Below are 17,170 nucleotides of genomic sequence, written 5' to 3' on the forward strand. Positions count from 1 at the left end.
CCGATCGGTCGTTAAGAATGCGGCGCCGACCAGTCGCCGGAGACCGCCATCCACAGTCCCACGGCCGAAATGCAGGCCGTTTCCGCCCGCAGGATGCGCGGGCCGAGCGTGATGGCGCGGGCCTGCGGATGGGCGCGGATCAGGGCGCGCTCCTCCTCGTCGAAGCCGCCTTCGGGGCCGACCAGGAGCGCGGCGGGGCCGGAATGGGCGGTGAAGGCGGCGGCGGCGGGCTCGCCGCCCTGCTCGTCGGCGAAGAACAGGGCACGGTCGTGCGGCCAGTCACGCAGGAGCGAATCCAGTTTCGTGACCGGCTCGACACGGGGCAGGGCGGTACGGGCGCATTGCTCGGCGGCTTCGGTAACGATCGTAAGCGCGCGCTCGGGGTTCAGCTTGTCGGCCACGCAGCGGCGGGTGACGACGGGCTGGACGGCGGCAGCCCCCAGTTCGGTCGCCTTTTCCAGCACCAGGTCGAAATTCGGTTTCTTGAGCAGGGCGGCGCAGAGCACGAAGTCGGGCACGTCCTCGCGAGACCGCAGGCGTTGGCGGGCGGCGAGCACGACGTCGCGCTTGCCGGCCGAGACCACCTCGCAGGCCCATTCGCCGGTCATGTCGTCGCAGGCGACCACCGCGTCGCCCACAGCCACGCGCATGACCTTGCCGAGATAGTGTGCCTGTTGGCCCTCCAGCGTGATCTCGCCGCCTTCGGTCAGCGGCCCGGGAACGAACAGGCGCGGGGCCGAGCGTGGCGGCCAGGCGGGAGTGGCGGGCATGACTTTGCGAACTTTCTCAGGGTCGTCGGGGGCGGAGCGGCCCTTGTCGCTCGATCGTACTGGGGATGCAACGGCGGCGGCGAAGTGTGCACGAATCACGTTCGGGATGACACAATCGCCGCGATGGACTAGGCCTCGATGCGTGACCCAACCTTCGCTTGTTCCAGACAGTCAGCATCGCGGCCTGGTTTCGCTCCTGCCGCCGCGCCTGCGCGACTTCGCCATGCTGGCGCGCTTCGACCGGCCGATCGGGTGGTGGCTGCTGTTCTGGCCCTGCGCCTGGGGCGTGATGCTCGCCGGCGGCGAAAAACGTTGGGACCTCGTGCTGTGGATGCTGCTGGGCTCGATTGCGATGCGCGGCGCGGGCTGCGTCTACAACGATATCGTCGATGCAGACCTCGACCGCCGTGTCGCGCGCACCGCGCTCCGCCCCGTTGCAAGCGGGCGAGTGAGTCGCGGCGCCGCGTGGACCTGGCTTGCGATCCTCTGCGTCATCGGGCTTGTGGTCCTGCTGCAACTTCGGCCGCAAGCGCAACTGGTCGCGCTGGGCAGCGTGCTGCTGGTAGCGGGCTATCCCTTCATGAAGCGCATTACCTGGTGGCCGCAGGCGTGGCTGGGCATGGTGTTCACCTGGGGCGCGCTGGTCGGCTGGGTGGAAATTCGCAGCGACCATATTGAGGCGCTGGCCGCGCTCTACGCCGGCTCGATCGCCTGGTGCATCGGCTACGACACGATCTACGCCTTGCAGGACCGCGAGGATGACGCGCTGGTCGGCATCCGCTCCTCGGCGCTGCGGATGGGCACGCGGGTACGCGCCGGGGTCGGCGGGTTCTACGTGCTGGCGCTGGCGCTGTGGGCGCTGGCGTTCTGGACGATGCGTCCGGATTGGGTGGCGCTCGTGGCTCTCGCCCCGATGGCGCTGCATCTGGGGTTTCAGGTCGCGACTCTCGACCCCGACGACGGGGACAATGCGCTGGCACGGTTCCGCTCCAATCGCGACGCCGGCCTCGTCATGGCGCTGGCCTGCTGGGTCGTGGGCAACGCCGGCATCGTGTGAGCTAGCGCAAAATTGACCTGACCCCCGCCGCGCCGTAACGCGCAGGCCATGACCGTAACCCGCTTCGCGCCGTCGCCCACCGGGCACCTTCACGTCGGCAACATTCGTACCGCGCTGCACAACTTCCTGCTCGCGAAGCAGGCAGGGGGCCGGTTCCTGCTGCGCATCGACGACACCGACGCCGCGCGCAGCCGCGAGGAATACGTCGAGGCGATCCGCGCCGACCTTGCCTGGCTGGGCCTCGACGCCGAGGGGGAGGAGCGCCAGTCGGCCCGCTTCGCCATCTACGAGGAGGCGTTCGCGCGCCTCGAGGCGGAGGGCCGGGTCTATCCGTGCTGGGAAACGCCGCGGGAGCTGGAACTGGGGCGCAAGGTCCTGCTCGGGCGCGGGCTACCGCCTATCTACGACCGAGCCGCGCTGGCCCTGAGCGAGGACGAGAAGGCGGCGAAGATCGCGGCCGGCGATCTCCCGCACTGGCGCTTCATGCTTGAACGTGATGAACCGATTGAGTGGATCGACGGCATCCGCGGCCCGCAGAAGTTCGACGCCGCCCAGGTGAGCGACCCCGTCATCCGCCGCGCCGACGGCTCTTGGCTCTACATGCTGCCCTCGGTCATCGACGACATCGCGATGGGCGTGACCCAGATCCTGCGCGGCGAGGATCACGTCTCGAACACCGCCACGCAGGTGCAGATGTTCACTGCGCTCGGCGCCCCGGTCCCGGCCTTCGCGCACGAGGCGCTGCTGGTGGGGAGCGAGGGCAAGCTGTCGAAGCGCCTCGGCTCGCTGGGACTGGCCGAACTGCGCGAGGTGGGCATCGAACCGCAGGCGCTGGTGGCCCTGCTCGGGCGGCTGGGGACGAGCGATCCGGTGGACGCCTCGCTCGGCCTGGAGGAACTGGCGGCGAGCTTCGACCTTTCCCGTTTCGGGCGCGCACCGGCGCGGTTCGACGAGGCGGAATTGGAGCGCGTCAACGCGGCGGTGGTCCATGCGCTGCCCTTCGAGGCGGTGCGCGCGCGCCTGCCCGAAGGCATGGACGGGGCGGCGTGGGAGGCCGTGCGTCCCAATCTCGCCCGCGTGGCCGAAGTGCAGGACTGGTGGCAGGTCGTCACAGGGCCGGTAGCCGTGCCGGACCTCACCGACGAGGACCGGGCCTTCTGTGCGCAGGCGGCGGATGTGCTGGCCTCGCTCGAATGGGATGAGGGCGTGTGGAAGGCGCTGACGGCGGCGCTGAAGGAAGCGACGGATCGCAAGGGCAAGGCCTTGTTCCTGCCGCTGCGCCAGGCGCTCACCGGCATGGACCACGGGCCGGACATGGCCTCGCTGCTCCCGCTGATCGGGCGCGAGGCGGCGGCGGAGAGGCTTGCCGCTGCATCGTCCCCGGCTTGACCGGGGTGTACGACAAAGCTGGCGCAACAAAATGCCCATTTACACTGCGCGCGCTTGCCGCTAGTGGCGCGGGCATGTTCGCCAAGCCGATCATTATTACCGCGCCGAAACCGACTGCCATCGCGCGGTCGGTGTCGGTGGTGTGCGTGATCTAAGGCACCACCCGGACATCGACCCCGCATACGGCAGGCGGGGCTTTTCACTTTCGAAAACAACAACCTCGCGCTGCTCCCCTCGATAGGAGAAGCATAGTCATGGTTGCAAAGTTCGCCCCCGGTCAGAAGCTTAACGTCGGCGTCGTCGGCGCGACCGGGCTCGTCGGCTCGATGATTCGCGAAATCCTCGCCGAGCGCAATTTCCCGCTCTCATCCCTGCGCCTGTTCGCGTCGGCTCGCTCGGCAGGCAAGGAACTCGACGGCGTGGTGGTCGAGGATGCGGCGACCGCCGATTACTCCGGCCTCGACGTCGTGCTGTTCTCGGCAGGCGGTTCGACCTCGAAGGAACTGGCGCCCAAGGTTGCCGCCTCAGGGGCCATCGTGATCGACAACAGCTCGGCCTGGCGTTCGGACCCGGACGTGCCGCTGGTCGTCGCGGAGGTGAACCCGGAAGCGCTTGAACACCTACCCAAGGGCATCATCGCCAACCCCAACTGCACCACCATGGCAGCGATGCCGGTCCTGCGCCCGCTCCATGACGAGGCGGGGCTGAAGAAGCTCGTCGTCTCGACCTACCAGGCGGTCTCGGGCGGCGGGCTTGAGGGCATCGAGGTCCTCGCCGGCCAGATCGCCCATGTCGGCAACGACGCCCGCGAACTGGCGACTGGGGGCCATGAGAACCTGCTGCCCAAGGCCGAAAAGTGGGCCGTGCCGATCGCGCACAACGTGGTGCCGCTGAACTATGTCTACGCCGAGGATGGCTACACCGAGGAAGAGATCAAGCTGCGCGACGAGAGCCGCAAGATCCTCGATATCCCGGCCCTGCCGGTCTCGGGCACCTGCGTGCGCGTGCCGGTGTTCACCGGCCACTCGCTGTCGATCAACGCCGAGTTCGAGCGTCCGATCAGCGTCGAGCGCGCGCTGGAACTGCTGGGCTCGGCGCCGGGCGTGGTGGTGACCGAAGTGCCCAACCCGCTGGATGCGACCGGCAAGGACCCGGTCTTCGTCGGCCGCGTGCGCCGCGATCCCACCGTCGGGTCCGGCCTCGCGCTGTTCGTCGCGAGCGACAACCTGCGCAAGGGGGCGGCGCTGAACGCGGTGCAGATCGCCGAAGTGCTGCTCGGCTGAGTGTAACGGCGCTGCCCCCGGGGCGATCCGGGGGCGGCGCGCTACCTCACTCCATGAACCACCCGTGGCTTGCCACCAGCGACTGGCCGGTCAGCGCATTGGTGGGGAAACCGGCGAAGAACAGAGCAACTTCGGCGATGTCCTCGACCGTGGTGAACTCACCGTCGACAGTCTGGCCGAGCATGACCTTCTTTACGACCTCGTCTTCGGAGATGTTCAGTTCCTTCGCCTGCTCGGGGATCTGCTTGTCCACGAGCGGTGTGCGCACGAAGCCGGGGCAGATCACGTTGGTGCGCACGCCCTTCCGGCCGCCTTCCTTGGCGATCACGCGGCTGAGGCCGAGCAGTCCGTGCTTGGCGGTGACGTAGGCGCTCTTGAGCGGGCTGGCCTCCTTGGAGTGGACCGAGCCCATGAAGATGATCGAGCCGGATCCCTGCGCATACATGTGCGGCAGCACCGCCTTCGAGGTCAGGAAGGCGCCGTCGAGGTGGATCGCCAGCATCTTCTTCCAGTCGGAGAAGGCGTAGTTCTCGACGGGGTTCACGATCTGGATACCGGCGTTGGAGACCAGCACGTCGACCGTGCCCCAGGCCTCGACGACTTTGGCGACGCCCGCGTTCACCTGCTCCTCGCTGGTCACGTCCATCGCCACCGCCATCGCCTGGCCGCCCTTGGCGACGATGTCGTCGGCGGCCTTCTGCGCGGCTTCGAGATTGAGGTCAGCGATGACGACCTTGCCGCCTTCGCCTGCGTATGTATCGGCGATGGCCTTGCCGATGCCGCTGGCGGCGCCGGTGACGATGCAGACCTTGTCCTGAAGCTTCATGCTTGTACTCCGATGCGGTGTTGGTCAGGCGGTTAGCGGTTTTTCCGGCTTGAGCCCGGCGAGGTCGAAGGTGACGATCTCGTCGGGCTTCAAGCGGCGGTCCAGCCAGTCGGGATGTTCGAGCGAGCGCAGCGCGTCGGCGTGGCCGGTGGCCCAGTGCTCGTCCACCGTCATCCGCGAGAACTCGTAGTCCTTGGAATTGGTCTCGTAGTCCTCGGGCCGGTTGATGAGGTGCATCACCGCGACCGCGCCGGCGGGGCGGCAGTCGAGCAGGCGGGCGAGGTCGGGGTCGTTTCGGTACTCCGCGGGCAGCCGCTCGGCGAGGCGCTTGGCGGCGGCGCGCATCTTCTGGAGCTGCTTCGACTGGTCGGTGCCGAGGCGGGTGCGACTGGAGAAGCGGATGTCCTTCTCGCGCTGCGAGACGTCGGCCATCGTGCGCGGGATCATGCCGCGCGAGGAGAACAGGTCGACCTGGTAGACCGTCATCTCGCTCGGCGGGCGGTTGTCGAGCACGTATTGCAGCGGCGTGTTGGAGACGAGGCCGCCGTCCCAGTACCATTCGCCGTCGATCTCTACCGGGGGGAAGCCCGGAGGCAGGGCGCCGCTGGCCATGACGTGCTCCGGTCCGATCGTGCGCTTGGTGTTGTCGAAATAGGCGAAGTTGCCGTTGAGCATGTTCACGGCGCCGACGCTGAAGCGCATGTCGGTGCGGTTGAGCCGCTCGAAATCGACCAGTTCCAGAAGCGTCCGGCGCAGGGGGCTGGTGTCGTAGTAGCTCAGGCGGCCGAGGTCGGCGGGCCATTCGGGCATCGGCATGGGAATGCGCGGGCTGAAGAAACCGGGGATGCCGAACATGGCGACCCACTGCGCGGCGGCCTCGTTGAAGGTGCGGCGGGCGAAGCCGAGGGGTTCGTCGAGCTTGTAGGGCAGTTCCGAGGAGACGTGATTCCAGAACCGGCGCAGCGCCTTCACGCGGTCTTCGGGGGCGTTGCCGGCGATGATCGCGGCGTTGACCGCTCCGATCGAGATGCCGGCGACCCAGTCGGGCAGGGCGTCCTCCTGCGCGAGCGCCTCGTAGACCCCGGCCTGGTAGGCGCCCAGCGCGCCGCCGCCCTGGAGGACGAGGACGGATTGCGGGCGGAGGTTGGAGTCGGAGTGCGGGCGGGTCACGGAAGAACTTTGTACCAAAGTTTTGTCCCCATATGCTGCAGCGCAACAGTTGGGGGCGTTCGGCCGGGGTTTCAACTCATAGTTTGTGAAGGTTAGTTCATGAAGTACATGCGCGCGCGGCCGTCCACGAAGGGGCGGGGCCGGGCGGGTTTCGACGATTGGAAAGAACCTGCGCGAACGTAGCAAGGCTTTGCCGTGTAGGAAAATCGCGCAGTGCCCGGCCTCTTCGCGCCAGCCCCGCGGGCGAGCGGCTCCCGGCCAGGAGCCGCCCCGTCAGGCCGCGACCACCGCATCCGCCGGATCGCTCGCGGCTTCGAGCAACCGGCGCTCCAGTGCCTTGAGCCGCGGCGTCGCGGTCAGTTTTTCGCCGAGCAGGTCGGTCACGTAGAACGTATCCGCCGCGCGTTCGCCGTAAGTGGCGATGTGGGCGGAGTGGACCATGAGCTTGGATTCGAACAGCGCATGCGCCAGCCGGTTGAGCAGCGCGGGCCGGTCGCGCGAGTTGACTTCGACCACGGTGAAGCGGTTCGACGCCTTGTTGTCGAACAGCACGCGGGGCCGCACTTCGAAGGCGTCGGCGCGAGGCCGGGCGTCGGGGCGGGCGTTGAGCTGGGGCAGGATCTTGATCCGGTTCGCCAGCGCGTTCTCGATCGAGGTCGAGAGGCGTTCCAGCTGGCTAGCCTCCATGAACGGGCGGCCGAGCGGGTCCTGGATCAGGAAGTTGTCGACCGCGCGGCCGGTGCGCGTGGTGTGGATCCGCGCGTCGATGATGTTGCCGCCCGCAAGGTGGATGCCCCCCGCGATGCGGTAGAACAGGCCCGGATGGTCGGAGGCGATCACCGTCACCAGCGTGGCGCCGCGCGCCGGATAGTATTCGGTGAAGATCGAGAGCGGCTCGTCGTCCGCCGCGTCGAGTTCGACGAGGTTGCGGGCGATCACGTCCTCGGGCTCCGCGATCCAGTAGGCATCGCCCAGCTTGCCGCCGACCTTCTCGATCAGCGCCGGGTACTCCCCGCCCATCGCCTCGACCGCGGCCTTCTTGGCGGCGACGCGGTTGGGGCGGCCGAACTCGGCATGGCCGAGCCGCAGGCGCTCCTCGGCGGCGCCGTATAGCGTGGCGATCAGCTGGCGCTTCCACGAGTTCCAGGTGCCGGGCCCCACCGCGCGGATGTCGACGATGGTGAGCACGGTCAACTGGCGCAGGCGGTCGACCGACTGCACCACTTCGACGAAGTCGGTGATGGTCTTGCCGTCGGAAAGGTCGCGCTTCATCGCGGTGGCGGAGAGCAGCAGGTGCTGGCGCACCAGCCAGGCAACCAGCTCGGTCTCCTCCTCGTCCAGCCCGAAGCGCGGGCCGAGCTTGCAGGCGATCTCGGCGCCAAGCACCGAATGGTCGCCCTGCCGCCCCTTGGCGATGTCGTGCAGCAGGGTCGCGACGTAGAGGGCGCGGCGCGAGCGGACCTTGTGGATCACCTCGTGCGCGAGCGGATGGTCCTCGCGCAGTTCGCCCTTCTCGATGCGCGAGAGCAGGCCGATGGCGCGGATGGTGTGTTCGTCGACCGTGTAGTGGTGGTACATGTCGAACTGCATCTGTGCGTTGACGCGGCCGAACTCGGTCACGAAGCGCCCGAACACCCCCGCCTCGTTGAAGCTGCGCAGCGCGACTTCGGGATTGTTGCGGCTGGTGAGCAGTTCCATGAACAGCTCGTTGGCGCGCTTGTCGCGGCGCACCTCGTCGCGGATCAGCACGGCATCACGGGAGATCAGGCGCAGCGTCTCGGGGTGGATTTCCAGATGCTCGCGGTCGGCCAGCACGAAAATCTCGATCATGCGGACCGGATCATTGGCGAACCAGTCGTCCGAAGGCGCCTTGAGCCGGCCGCCGAAGACCTTGTAGCCCTTGAGCAGGCGCTCCTTGGCGCGGAAGCCCGCCAGGAGTCCGCGCGGCTGGCGCTTGGCGAACTGCTCGTCGAGCTGGGCGAGGAACACGCCCGTCAGGTTGCCGACGACCTTCGCCTGCAGGAAGAACATCTGCATGAACCGCTCGACCGAGCTTTTGCCGGGGCGGTCGGAGAAGTTCATCCGCGTCGCCACTTCGCGCTGCATGTCGAAGGTCAGGCGGTCCTCGGCGCGGCGGGTGATCGTGTGGAGGTGGCAGCGCACCGCCCAGAAGAAGTTCTCGGCGCGGCGGAAGGCGCGGTATTCCCGGTGCGTCAGCAGGCCGACGTCGACCAGTTCGGACGGCGCGCGGACCTGGTGGATGTACTTGCCGATCCAGTAGAGCGTGTGCAGGTCGCGCAGGCCGCCCTTGCCCTCCTTGATGTTGGGCTCGACGACGTAGCGGGTATCGCCCATGCGTTTGTGGCGTGCTTCGCGCTCGGCCAGCTTCTCGACCACGAACTGCCGCTCGGTGCCCGAGACCACGTCCTTGAAGAAGCGCACCCGCGCCTCCTCGTAGAGGTCCTGGTCGCCCCAGACGTAGCGGCCTTCCAGCATCGCGGTGCGGATCGTCAGGTCCGATTTCGACATGCGCACCATGTCGTCGAGGGAGCGGCTGGAATGGCCGACCTTCAGCGCCAGGTCCCACATGAAGTAGAGCATCGCCTCGATCACCTGCTCGCACCACGGCGTCTGCTTGATCGGGGTGAGGAAGGCGATGTCGACGTCCGAATGCGGCGCCATCTCGCCCCGCCCGTAGCCGCCCACCGCCATGATCGTCAGCCGCTCGCCCTTCGACCGGTTCCCCGCAGGGTAGACGTTGAGGCAGATGTGGTCGTGGATGACGCGGATCAGCTGGTCTACCAGGAAGGCCTGCGCCTCGGCGACCTCGTGTCCGGCGGACGGCTTCTCGATCAGGCGGCGCGCGATCTCGGCGCGGCCGTTCTCCAGCGCGGCCCGCAGCAGCTCGACGATCGCCTTGCGGCCCTTGATGCCGCCGTGCTCGGCGACGGCGGCGTCGATGCGTTCGACAAGGTCGCGCCGGTCGATCACGGAACGCGGGGAGGGGATACGGATCACGCTGCTCATGCCCCTGCATCTAGACACTGCCGGCCCCGAGGAAAAGCCGACAGGACGCGATCTGCGCATCCTCTGCGATTATGGCGCAGAGATATGAATTGCCGGCTACCATCGCGTACCGGGCTATGCCAGAAGGCCGGCCATTCAAGGCGCCCCTCCCGAGAGCGTCCGGACATGAAGCACGCGAGGTCCACGACTTGTCCCTGACACTGCTCGCCGCAGCCGCGGCAGAGGCGCACGAGCCCATCTACTGGGTCAACCTCGGCCTCAAGAACTACCTGTTCCGCATCGGCAGCTTCGAGCTGCGCTGGTATTCGCTGGCCTATCTCGCCGGGATCATGCTGGGCTACTGGCACCTCTCGCGCATGATCAAGTCGCCCGGCGCACCGCTGGCGCAGCGCCACGCGGACGACCTGTTCTTCTACTGCACGCTGGGCATCATCCTGGGCGGGCGCCTGGGATACGCCACGTTCTACACCGGCGGCAGTTCGAACATCCCCAGCCTCTGGGCCAATCCGGCGGACCTCGTGAAGCTGTGGCACGGCGGCATGAGCTTCCACGGCGGCCTGATCGGCGTACTGCTGGCGCTGGCCTGGGTCTCGTGGCGCAACAAGCTGAACTTCATCCGGGTGGCCGACTACATCGCGGTCTGCGTGCCCTTCGGCATGTTGTTCGGGCGCCTCGCCAACTTCGTCAACGGCGAGCTGTGGGGCCGCGTGGTCACTGGCTACGTGCCCTGGGCGATGGTCTTCCCCGACGCGCCGGACCAGCTGCCGCGCCACCCCAGCCAGCTCTACGAGGCGGGGCTGGAAGGTCTGCTGATGGTGATCGTCATGCTGCTGCTGTTCTGGAAGACCCGAGCGCGGTTCCGTCCGGGCCTGCTGGTCGGCGTCTTCACCGCCGGCATCGCGGCGGCGCGCTTCACCGTCGAATTCTTCCGCGAACCCGACAAGCAGCTGGCGCAGTTCGCGCAGTCGACCGGACTGTCGATGGGGCAGTGGCTGACCATTCCGCTGATCCTGCTCGGCCTGTTCCTCGTCGCCCGAGCGCTCGCCCGCCCGGCGCTGTCGACGCGCCGGCCGATCGAGATCACCTGAGGACGCGCGCGCCGTGGCGGAAGGCGAATCGCTCGGAAGCATCTTCCAGCGCCTGATCGCCCGCTTCGGGCCGATCACGCTGCAGCATTACATGGGCGAATCGAACGCCCGCTACTACGCGGGCAAGGACCCGCTCGGCAGCGGCGGCGACTTCATCACCGCGCCCGAGATCAGCCAGATGTTCGGCGAGCTGATCGGCCTGTGGCTGGTCGACATCTGGGTGCGCGCGGGCAGCCCCTCCCCGGTCCACTACGTAGAGTTGGGCCCCGGACGCGGGACCCTCGCGCGTGACGCGCTGCGGGCGATGAAGCGGCAGGGACTGGACCCGCAGGTCCACTTCGTCGAGGGCTCGGAAGCGCTGCGCGCCCTTCAGCGCGAGGCGGTGCCGGAGGCGCAGTGGCACGACGATCTCGCCGCGCTTCCCACCGATGCGCCGCTGCTCATCGTCGGCAACGAATTCCTCGACGCGCTTCCCGTCCGCCAGCTGGTGAAGACCCCGCACGGCTGGCGCGAGCGGATGGTGGATTTCCAGGACGGCAAGTTCCTCCCCGTCGCGGGCGACAAGCCGATGGACGCCGCCGTCCCCGAAAACCTCAAGGAAGCGCCCGACCAGACCCTGATCGAGACCTGCCCCGGCGCCGCCGCCGTGGTCGACGAGATTGGCCGGCGGCTGGCCAGGCAAGGCGGCGCGGCGCTGCTGATCGACTACGGCCACGCCGCGCCGCAGACCGGCTCGACCCTGCAGGCGCTGAAGGACCACGCCAAGGTCGACCCCTTCACCTCCCCGGGAGAGGCGGACCTAACCTGCCTCGTCGATTTCGCCGCCATGGCCGAAGTCGCGCTGGCGGGCGGGGCGCGCCACCTCGGCACCGTCACGCAAGGTAGCTTCCTGCGCGCGCTCGGCATCGACATGCGTGCCGCCCAGCTTTCCGCCGTTGCGCCCCAGCAATCTTCTGCAATACTCGCCGCCAGGGATCGACTTGTCGACGAGGGGCAGATGGGGACTTTGTTCAAGGTAATGGGCCTGGCCGCGCCGGCGTGGCCGGATGGAGCCGGCTTCTGATGGCCGGCCACGAGGTCAAGGGACTCGGGCTGGAGCGCCTCGTGTTCTTCTCCGACGCCGTCTTCGCCATCGCCATCACCCTGCTGGTCCTCGAAATCGAGGTGCCGCACCTCCACCCCGGCGCGCCGCCGGCGGAATATTGGGAGGCGCTGGGCGAACTGGTGCCCAGCCTCCTCGCCTTCCTGCTGAGCTTCATGGTGATCGGGCGCTTCTGGCTGTCGCATCACCAGATCTTCGGCCGCGTCGCTCATTTCGACGTCCGGCTGGTCTGGCCCAACATGCTCTACCTGCTGGCGATCGCGTTTATGCCCTTCACCACCGCGTTCATGGCGGCAGGTCGGAACGGGTTCGTGCCGGCGCTGTGCTACAATCTCAATCTGCTGGTCGCCGGGCTGACCGCCTGGCTGCTGATGGCGCGGGTGGAACGCTTCAGCCCCGACGCGGCCATCCCGAACGAAGGCCGCACCGGCTCGCCGAGCGTGATCGCGGCAGCTGCGCTGAGCGTGGCGCTGACCTTCGTCATCCCGCAGATCAGCCAGTGCGGGATGGTGACGATCCCGCTCTGGCGCATGCTGTTCCATCGTAAGGGCAAGGGCTGATGGCGTCGGCGACAGGGGCCGTCAGCGGCGTCGCCTATTCCACGGCGCCCGACCGGCTGGAGCGCGCGCTGGGCGGGCTGGCGCTGGTCATGCTCGGCTTCATCATCGCCGCGCTGGTCAAGGGCATGCCCGACTGGCCGCAGATTCCCGGCGTGATCTGGCTGCACCTCGCGACGATCATGCTGGCGCTCGCGCTGACCCCGGTGCTGCTCTGGCGTCCGCGCGGGACGCTCGCTCACCGCCGGATCGGCTACGTCTGGTCGGGCGCGATGTTCTTGACCGCGCTCGACAGCCTGTTCGTGACGACCAGCCGGCCAGGCCATTTCAGCCCGATCCACGTGCTTTCGGTGGCGACCCTGGTGCTCGTGCCGCTGCTGGTCGTCACCGCGCGCCGCCGCAACGTCGCGCGCCATCGGCGCACCGTGCGCGGGCTCATCATCGGGGCGCTGCTGATCGCGGGGTTCTTCACCTTCCCGTTCGACCGGCTGCTGGGGCACTGGCTGTTCAGCTGAGTTCGGCTCTGGCCGCACCGGAGACGAACCCGCGTTGCCTTACTTCCCCACCTGCACCGCCCGGTTCTCCTGCGGGACCTGACGGACCGGCACGGCCTTGATCCAGTCCTCGAACGCCTCGATGTCGATGGCGCCGCGGACCCGGTCGGTGCCCTTGGTGAATGTGGTGTAGCCGTCGCCCCCCTCTGCGAGGAAGTTGACCACGCTCACGCGGTAGCTCGCGCGTCCCGCAACCGGCTTGCCGTCGAGGGTAAGCGTTTTGATGCGGCTGCCGGACGGGCGGGTCATGTCGTAGCGGAACATCAGCCCGGCGGAGGGCGACAGGACCTGCTTGGGGCCGTTGTCGTCCAGCCCCTCCTCGATCACGGCGCGAAGCTGGTCGCCGGTGAGCGTCATCGTCACCAGCTCGTTGTTGAACGGCTGGACGGCGTAGAGCTGGCCGAAGGTGACGGTGCCATCGGCGGCAGGCACCAGCGAGGCGCGGATGCCGAAGGGGTTGGTGAACGAGACCTGCGCGCCCACCACGCGGGTGGCGGCGAGCTGGCCGTCGGCGATGAGGTTGCCCAGCGAACCGCCGGTGCCTGATTCCTCGCCGTCGCTCTTGGCGGCCGCCCCCACGATCTTGCCCACCGGCCGCGCCACCAGCGACAGCGAGGCGTCCTTGTACTGCTTGACGTAGGCCGCCACGTCGGCGCGCGGCTCGAAGCGGGGGAAGGCGTCGGTATTGGCGATGTCGCCGCGCGTGGCCTTGTAGGGCGTCGACTGGACGATGACGTTGTGCGCCGCCTTCGAGATCACGCGGTGCGCTGAGGGATCGATCTTGAGCGTGATGTCGGTGACCAGTTCGCCGTAGACGCCCGCGCTCGTCAGCAGGATCGGCGCATTGCCGTTCGCCGGCTTGTAGTCGCAGACATAGGACCAGTGCGTGTGGCCCGAGACCACGACGTCGACGCCGGGCGCCAGGTGGTCGAGGATCGGAGTGATGTCGCCCGCGAAGTCGGCGCAGCCGTTGGGGTCGCCCACCGGGGTCTTGCCGCCCTGGTGGATCAGCACGACCACCGCGTCGGCGCCCTCGGCCCTGAGCACGGGGATCGCCTTGTTGATCGCCTCGGCCTCGTCGCCGAAGGTGAGCCCGGCGACCTGATCCGGCGAAACCAGCGTCGGCACCGACTTGAGCGAGAGGCCGACGAACCCGATCGTCACCTTGTTCGCGCCCGACCCGAAGGTCTTGAGCCCGGTTGCCGGGAACAGCGTGGTGCCGTCGGCCTTGAAGGTGGCGGCGGACAGATACTTGTACTGGGCGCCCGCGAACTGCTCGAGCTGGCAGGGCCGCAGCCGTCCCGTCTTCTCGCATCCGCCGTTCTGCAGGCGCTGGAGTTCCTTCCAGCCGCGGTCGAATTCATGGTTGCCCACCGCGTTGAATTCCACGCCCACGCGGTTCATCACGCCCACCGCCGGCTCGTCGAGATAGAGCGAGGAGGCCAGCTGCGAGGCGCTGGTGAGGTCGCCTGCCGCCACCACGACATTGTTCGCGTGGCGCGCCTTGATCGAATCGACCGCCGAGGCCAGCCATGCGCCGCCGCCTGCCGGAACCGGCAGCAGGGTGCCGTCGGCCTGCTTCACGTTGACCGACTGGCCCGGCGGCTCGAGCGCGCCATGGAAGTCGTTGATGCCGATGATGCCGACCTCGACCGGGCCGGAAGCTGCGGGCGTGGCGGTAATCGGGTGGGTGGCCTGCGGCGCTGCGCAGGCGGCGAGCAGGGAGACGGCGAGGAGCGGGAGGCCCCGGAAGTGCGCAGTGGTCATGGCCCGGCTCTATCGCAAGGAAAGGTGACGTTCAAAGGTCCAATTCCGTCAGCTTGGTGATATGACCGGCCCAATCAGCGCACCCCGTCCTCCAGCGCGTGCATGTCCTCGTCCGACAGGCCGAAGTGGTGACCGACCTCGTGGATGACGACATGAGCGACGAGGTCCTCCAGCGCCACCTCGGTCTCGCACCACTCGGCGAGCAGCGGCTGGCGGTAGAGCGTGATGCGCGGCGGCAGCTCGCCTGAGATCCACACCGAATCGATGTCCATCGAGCGGCCATGGTAGAGCCCGGTGAGCTGGAACGGGTCCTCGATCTCCATCTCGCGCAGGGTTTGCTCGTCGGCGAATTCCTCGACGTGGACCGTGATGCCTTCCAGATGCTGGGCGAACGGCGCGGGGATGCGCGCGAAGGCCGCGTGGGCGAGCGCCTCGAAGTCGGCGGGTGAGGGGGGGGTTCCGAAGCGGCGGGTCATGGCGCGGTTGTGGCACCGATGGGGGGGCCGTGTAAACGCATCACCCCCGCGCCGAGGCCAGATGCCGCAGGATCACCGCGCGGTTGCTGCGGTCCGCCTCGAAGCGGGCGAGCGCACCGTCGCGTGCGAGGATCGCGGCGATGATGCGGCGGCGCCCCGCCTTCCACCCGGCGAGATCGTGGTCGAGCGCATGGACCGGCGCGCCGGGGCGGGTGGTGGCGTAGTGCAGGGTGACGCGGGTGAGCATTTCGAACAGCGGGCGGCGGACCATGCGGAACAGCAGTTCCTGGAACTCGAACTCGAACGCGCCGAGATCGCCCTCGGTGACGCAGTGCTCGATCCGCTCGCCCATGGCGCCGAGCTGGGCGCGCAGCGCGGTGTCGGCGCATCCGGCGGCGGCGGCGACCAGTTCGTTGAACAGCAGCGAGGTCATGTCCAGCGCCTCCTCCCAGGTCGTGGGATGGACGCGCAGGTAGGCGTCGAAGGCGCGTTCGAGCGAGGCATCGTCAGGCCGCGCGCCGTAGTAGCCGCCGCCGGGCCCGCGCCGGACCTCCAGCAAGCCCTCGTGCTCGAGCACGCGCGCCGCCTGCTGCAGCGTCACGATGCCGACCTCCAGGCTGCGGGCGAGCGCGTGGAGCGAACCGATCAGCGCGCCGGGCTCGGCGGCGAAGATACGCTCGCGCAGCACCTCGGTGGTGGCAGCGACGAGGTTGACGCCGCGCCGGCGGCGGACCCGGGGTTCGGGCGCGGTTTCAATTATAGGCATATAATAAGGTCATACCTTGCCATCTCGGCGCTCGAAAATGCAATTCAAGTCCGTTGCCCTGCTATTTAGACGCACATAAACTGCCGCTCAAGACGGATCGCCGCTGAACGGCCCTCTCGTCATTCCCGCGAAGGCGGGAACCCATCTGATGCTGCCTCAGGTCGCACCGTCATCAGTTGGGTCCCCGCCTTCGCAGGGATGACGAAGTTGGAGCGCAGCGAAGGTCCGCGTTTTTGGGACGGGAGCAATTCGATGGCATTTCTCACACCGGATCGGTCGGCCTTGCCCGGCCGCGCGCTCGTGATCGGCGAGACCGCCGAGGCGGGCGGCAGCGGCGAGGCGTTCGAGCACGTCTATCCCGGCACCGCCGAAGTCACGACCAGCTTCCGCCTCGCCAATGCCGACGACGTCGACCGCGCCGTCGCCGCCGCGAAGGCCGCCGCGCCCGCGTGGCGCGCGCTGCCGGGCGACAAGCGCCGCGACCTCATGTTCCGCCTCGCCGCGCTGATCGAGGAGAAGGCGGCGGAAATGACCCCGCTGCTCTCGATCGAGAACGGCTCGATCGTGCTCGCCGGCCCGCACATGAGCGCCGACGCCGCGCAGAAGTTCCGCTACTTCGGCGGCTGGGCGGACAAGATCGAGGGCCGCACCGTCTCCACCTGGGGCGGCCCGGCGCACGACTACGTGAGCTACGAGCCCTACGGCGTCGTCGGCCTGATCGTGCCCTGGAACGGCCCTTTGTTCGCTGCGACGATGTGCATGGCCCCGGCGCTCGCCGCCGGCAACTGCGTGGTGCTGAAGGCGCCCGAGAACGCCCCGTTCTCGCTGATGAAGCTGGTCGAGATCATCGGCCAGGCGGGCTTCCCGCCGGGCGTGGTCAACCTCGTCACCGGCGGCCCGGACGTGGGCGCGGCGATGGTTTCGCACCCCGGCATCGGCAAGATCGAGTTCATCGGCTCTGGCGGGACCGCGCGCAAGATCCTCGCCAGCGCGGCGGAGAGCCTGAAGCCCGTGGGGCTGGAACTGGGCGGCAAGTCGGCGGTGCTGGTCTTCGCCGACGCTGACCTCCAGGCCGCCGCCAAGCGCGGGCTGTCGGGCGCCGTCAGCGCCAACGGGCAGGGCTGCGTCAACGGCACGCGCCTGCTGGTCGAGCGGTCTATCTACGAGCCCTACGTGCAGATGCTCGGCGCGATGGCCGGCTACATCAAGGTCGGCGATCCGCTGGCGATGGATACGATCATGGGCCCGGTCATCTCCGAGGCCGCGCTCACCCGCATACAGGGCATGGTCGACGGCGGCGTGGCCGACGGAGCCCGCCTCGTCTGCGGCGGCGAGCGG

The 17,170-nt window shown here is 68.3% G+C and carries 16 protein-coding genes; 9 read left to right on the forward strand and 7 right to left on the reverse strand.

The window, feature by feature from the left end:
- Positions 1–11: 11 nt before the first annotated feature.
- Positions 12–770 carry a 16S rRNA (uracil(1498)-N(3))-methyltransferase gene (locus tag PMI02_RS18130; protein WP_007685476.1) on the reverse strand — a complete coding sequence of 253 codons (759 nt, stop codon included), beginning with the start codon at positions 768–770 and terminating at the stop codon, positions 12–14.
- Positions 771–912: 142 nt separating this feature from the next.
- Between PMI02_RS18130 and ubiA the strand changes: the two genes are divergently transcribed.
- The 4 genes from ubiA to PMI02_RS18145 all read left to right on the forward strand — a co-directional run bounded on the left by ubiA (position 913) and on the right by PMI02_RS18145 (position 4,499).
- The gene (gene ubiA / locus PMI02_RS18135) at positions 913–1,827 is read left to right on the forward strand and encodes a 4-hydroxybenzoate octaprenyltransferase (RefSeq protein WP_007685478.1); all 915 of its coding nucleotides are present in this window, start codon (positions 913–915) and stop codon (positions 1,825–1,827) included.
- A gap of 48 nt (positions 1,828–1,875) precedes the next feature.
- A complete protein-coding gene (gene gltX / locus PMI02_RS18140; protein WP_007685480.1) occupies positions 1,876–3,216 on the forward strand; it encodes a glutamate--tRNA ligase in 1,341 nt (446 codons plus the stop codon).
- Positions 3,213–3,371, forward strand: a complete 159-nt coding sequence (locus tag PMI02_RS27265; RefSeq protein WP_157222583.1) for a hypothetical protein — start codon at positions 3,213–3,215, stop codon at positions 3,369–3,371. The genes gltX and PMI02_RS27265 overlap by 4 nt, the downstream gene beginning before the upstream one ends.
- Before the next feature lie 99 nt (positions 3,372–3,470).
- Positions 3,471–4,499, forward strand: coding sequence for an aspartate-semialdehyde dehydrogenase (locus tag PMI02_RS18145; RefSeq protein WP_007685482.1), 1,029 nt, complete (start codon positions 3,471–3,473; stop codon positions 4,497–4,499).
- A 46-nt stretch (positions 4,500–4,545) separates the two neighbouring features.
- Here the strand turns inward: PMI02_RS18145 and PMI02_RS18150 are convergent, their stop codons facing one another.
- The 3 genes from PMI02_RS18150 to PMI02_RS18160 form a co-directional block, all read right to left on the reverse strand.
- Positions 4,546–5,325 (reverse strand): 3-hydroxybutyrate dehydrogenase, encoded by a 780-nt coding sequence (locus tag PMI02_RS18150; protein ID WP_007685483.1) that lies wholly within the window; start codon positions 5,323–5,325, stop codon positions 4,546–4,548.
- Between the two features lie 24 nt (positions 5,326–5,349).
- The gene (locus PMI02_RS18155; protein WP_007685484.1) at positions 5,350–6,495 is read right to left on the reverse strand and encodes a patatin-like phospholipase family protein; all 1,146 of its coding nucleotides are present in this window, start codon (positions 6,493–6,495) and stop codon (positions 5,350–5,352) included.
- Between the two features lie 273 nt (positions 6,496–6,768).
- Positions 6,769–9,522 (reverse strand): [protein-PII] uridylyltransferase, encoded by a 2,754-nt coding sequence (locus PMI02_RS18160; protein ID WP_007685485.1) that lies wholly within the window; start codon positions 9,520–9,522, stop codon positions 6,769–6,771.
- A gap of 188 nt (positions 9,523–9,710) precedes the next feature.
- On the opposite strand from PMI02_RS18160, the gene lgt reads away from it, so the two are divergent.
- Genes lgt through PMI02_RS18180 form a run of 4 tightly spaced genes read left to right on the forward strand, consistent with a single transcriptional unit; the run spans position 9,711 to position 12,784 of the window.
- Complete coding sequence (gene lgt / locus PMI02_RS18165; RefSeq protein WP_007685486.1) at positions 9,711–10,610, forward strand: prolipoprotein diacylglyceryl transferase; 900 nt, start codon at positions 9,711–9,713, stop codon at positions 10,608–10,610.
- 13 nt (positions 10,611–10,623) lie between these two features.
- Positions 10,624–11,673 carry a class I SAM-dependent methyltransferase gene (locus PMI02_RS18170; RefSeq protein WP_007685487.1) on the forward strand — a complete coding sequence of 350 codons (1,050 nt, stop codon included), beginning with the start codon at positions 10,624–10,626 and terminating at the stop codon, positions 11,671–11,673.
- Positions 11,673–12,272 carry a TMEM175 family protein gene (locus PMI02_RS18175; RefSeq protein WP_007685489.1) on the forward strand — a complete coding sequence of 200 codons (600 nt, stop codon included), beginning with the start codon at positions 11,673–11,675 and terminating at the stop codon, positions 12,270–12,272. The genes PMI02_RS18170 and PMI02_RS18175 overlap by 1 nt, the downstream gene beginning before the upstream one ends.
- On the forward strand, positions 12,272–12,784 hold the full coding sequence (locus PMI02_RS18180) for a DUF2306 domain-containing protein (RefSeq protein ID WP_007685490.1): 513 nt from the start codon (positions 12,272–12,274) through the stop codon (positions 12,782–12,784). The genes PMI02_RS18175 and PMI02_RS18180 overlap by 1 nt, the downstream gene beginning before the upstream one ends.
- A gap of 39 nt (positions 12,785–12,823) precedes the next feature.
- Here PMI02_RS18180 and PMI02_RS18185 read toward each other — a convergent pair whose 3' ends face one another.
- The 3 genes from PMI02_RS18185 to PMI02_RS18195 all read right to left on the reverse strand — a co-directional run bounded on the left by PMI02_RS18185 (position 12,824) and on the right by PMI02_RS18195 (position 15,832).
- Complete coding sequence (locus tag PMI02_RS18185) at positions 12,824–14,590, reverse strand: bifunctional UDP-sugar hydrolase/5'-nucleotidase (protein WP_007685492.1); 1,767 nt, start codon at positions 14,588–14,590, stop codon at positions 12,824–12,826.
- Between the two features lie 74 nt (positions 14,591–14,664).
- Positions 14,665–15,066 carry a metallopeptidase family protein gene (locus PMI02_RS18190; protein WP_007685494.1) on the reverse strand — a complete coding sequence of 134 codons (402 nt, stop codon included), beginning with the start codon at positions 15,064–15,066 and terminating at the stop codon, positions 14,665–14,667.
- Between the two features lie 40 nt (positions 15,067–15,106).
- Positions 15,107–15,832, reverse strand: a complete 726-nt coding sequence (locus PMI02_RS18195) for an FCD domain-containing protein (protein ID WP_007685496.1) — start codon at positions 15,830–15,832, stop codon at positions 15,107–15,109.
- Between the two features lie 252 nt (positions 15,833–16,084).
- On the opposite strand from PMI02_RS18195, the gene PMI02_RS18200 reads away from it, so the two are divergent.
- Positions 16,085–17,170 (forward strand): aldehyde dehydrogenase (locus tag PMI02_RS18200; RefSeq protein ID WP_007685498.1); only part of this gene is annotated, 1,086 nt, incomplete at its 3' end.

The organism is Novosphingobium sp. AP12 (assembly GCF_000281975.1).
GTDB lineage: Bacteria > Pseudomonadota > Alphaproteobacteria > Sphingomonadales > Sphingomonadaceae > Novosphingobium.

Coding starts and splice junctions, on each gene's coding strand:
- PMI02_RS18150 (WP_007685483.1), bottom strand. CDS start 5,325: ATGAAGCTTCAGGACAAGGTCTGCATCGTCACCGGCGCCGCCAGCGGC.
- PMI02_RS18145 (WP_007685482.1), top strand. CDS start 3,471: ATGGTTGCAAAGTTCGCCCCCGGTCAGAAGCTTAACGTCGGCGTCGTC.
- PMI02_RS18185 (WP_007685492.1), bottom strand. CDS start 14,590: ATGACCACTGCGCACTTCCGGGGCCTCCCGCTCCTCGCCGTCTCCCTG.
- PMI02_RS18160 (WP_007685485.1), bottom strand. CDS start 9,522: ATGAGCAGCGTGATCCGTATCCCCTCCCCGCGTTCCGTGATCGACCGG.
- PMI02_RS18175 (WP_007685489.1), top strand. CDS start 11,673: ATGGCCGGCCACGAGGTCAAGGGACTCGGGCTGGAGCGCCTCGTGTTC.
- PMI02_RS18180 (WP_007685490.1), top strand. CDS start 12,272: ATGGCGTCGGCGACAGGGGCCGTCAGCGGCGTCGCCTATTCCACGGCG.
- PMI02_RS18195 (WP_007685496.1), bottom strand. CDS start 15,832: ATGCCTATAATTGAAACCGCGCCCGAACCCCGGGTCCGCCGCCGGCGC.
- gltX (WP_007685480.1), top strand. CDS start 1,876: ATGACCGTAACCCGCTTCGCGCCGTCGCCCACCGGGCACCTTCACGTC.
- PMI02_RS18130 (WP_007685476.1), bottom strand. CDS start 770: ATGCCCGCCACTCCCGCCTGGCCGCCACGCTCGGCCCCGCGCCTGTTC.
- PMI02_RS18190 (WP_007685494.1), bottom strand. CDS start 15,066: ATGACCCGCCGCTTCGGAACCCCCCCCTCACCCGCCGACTTCGAGGCG.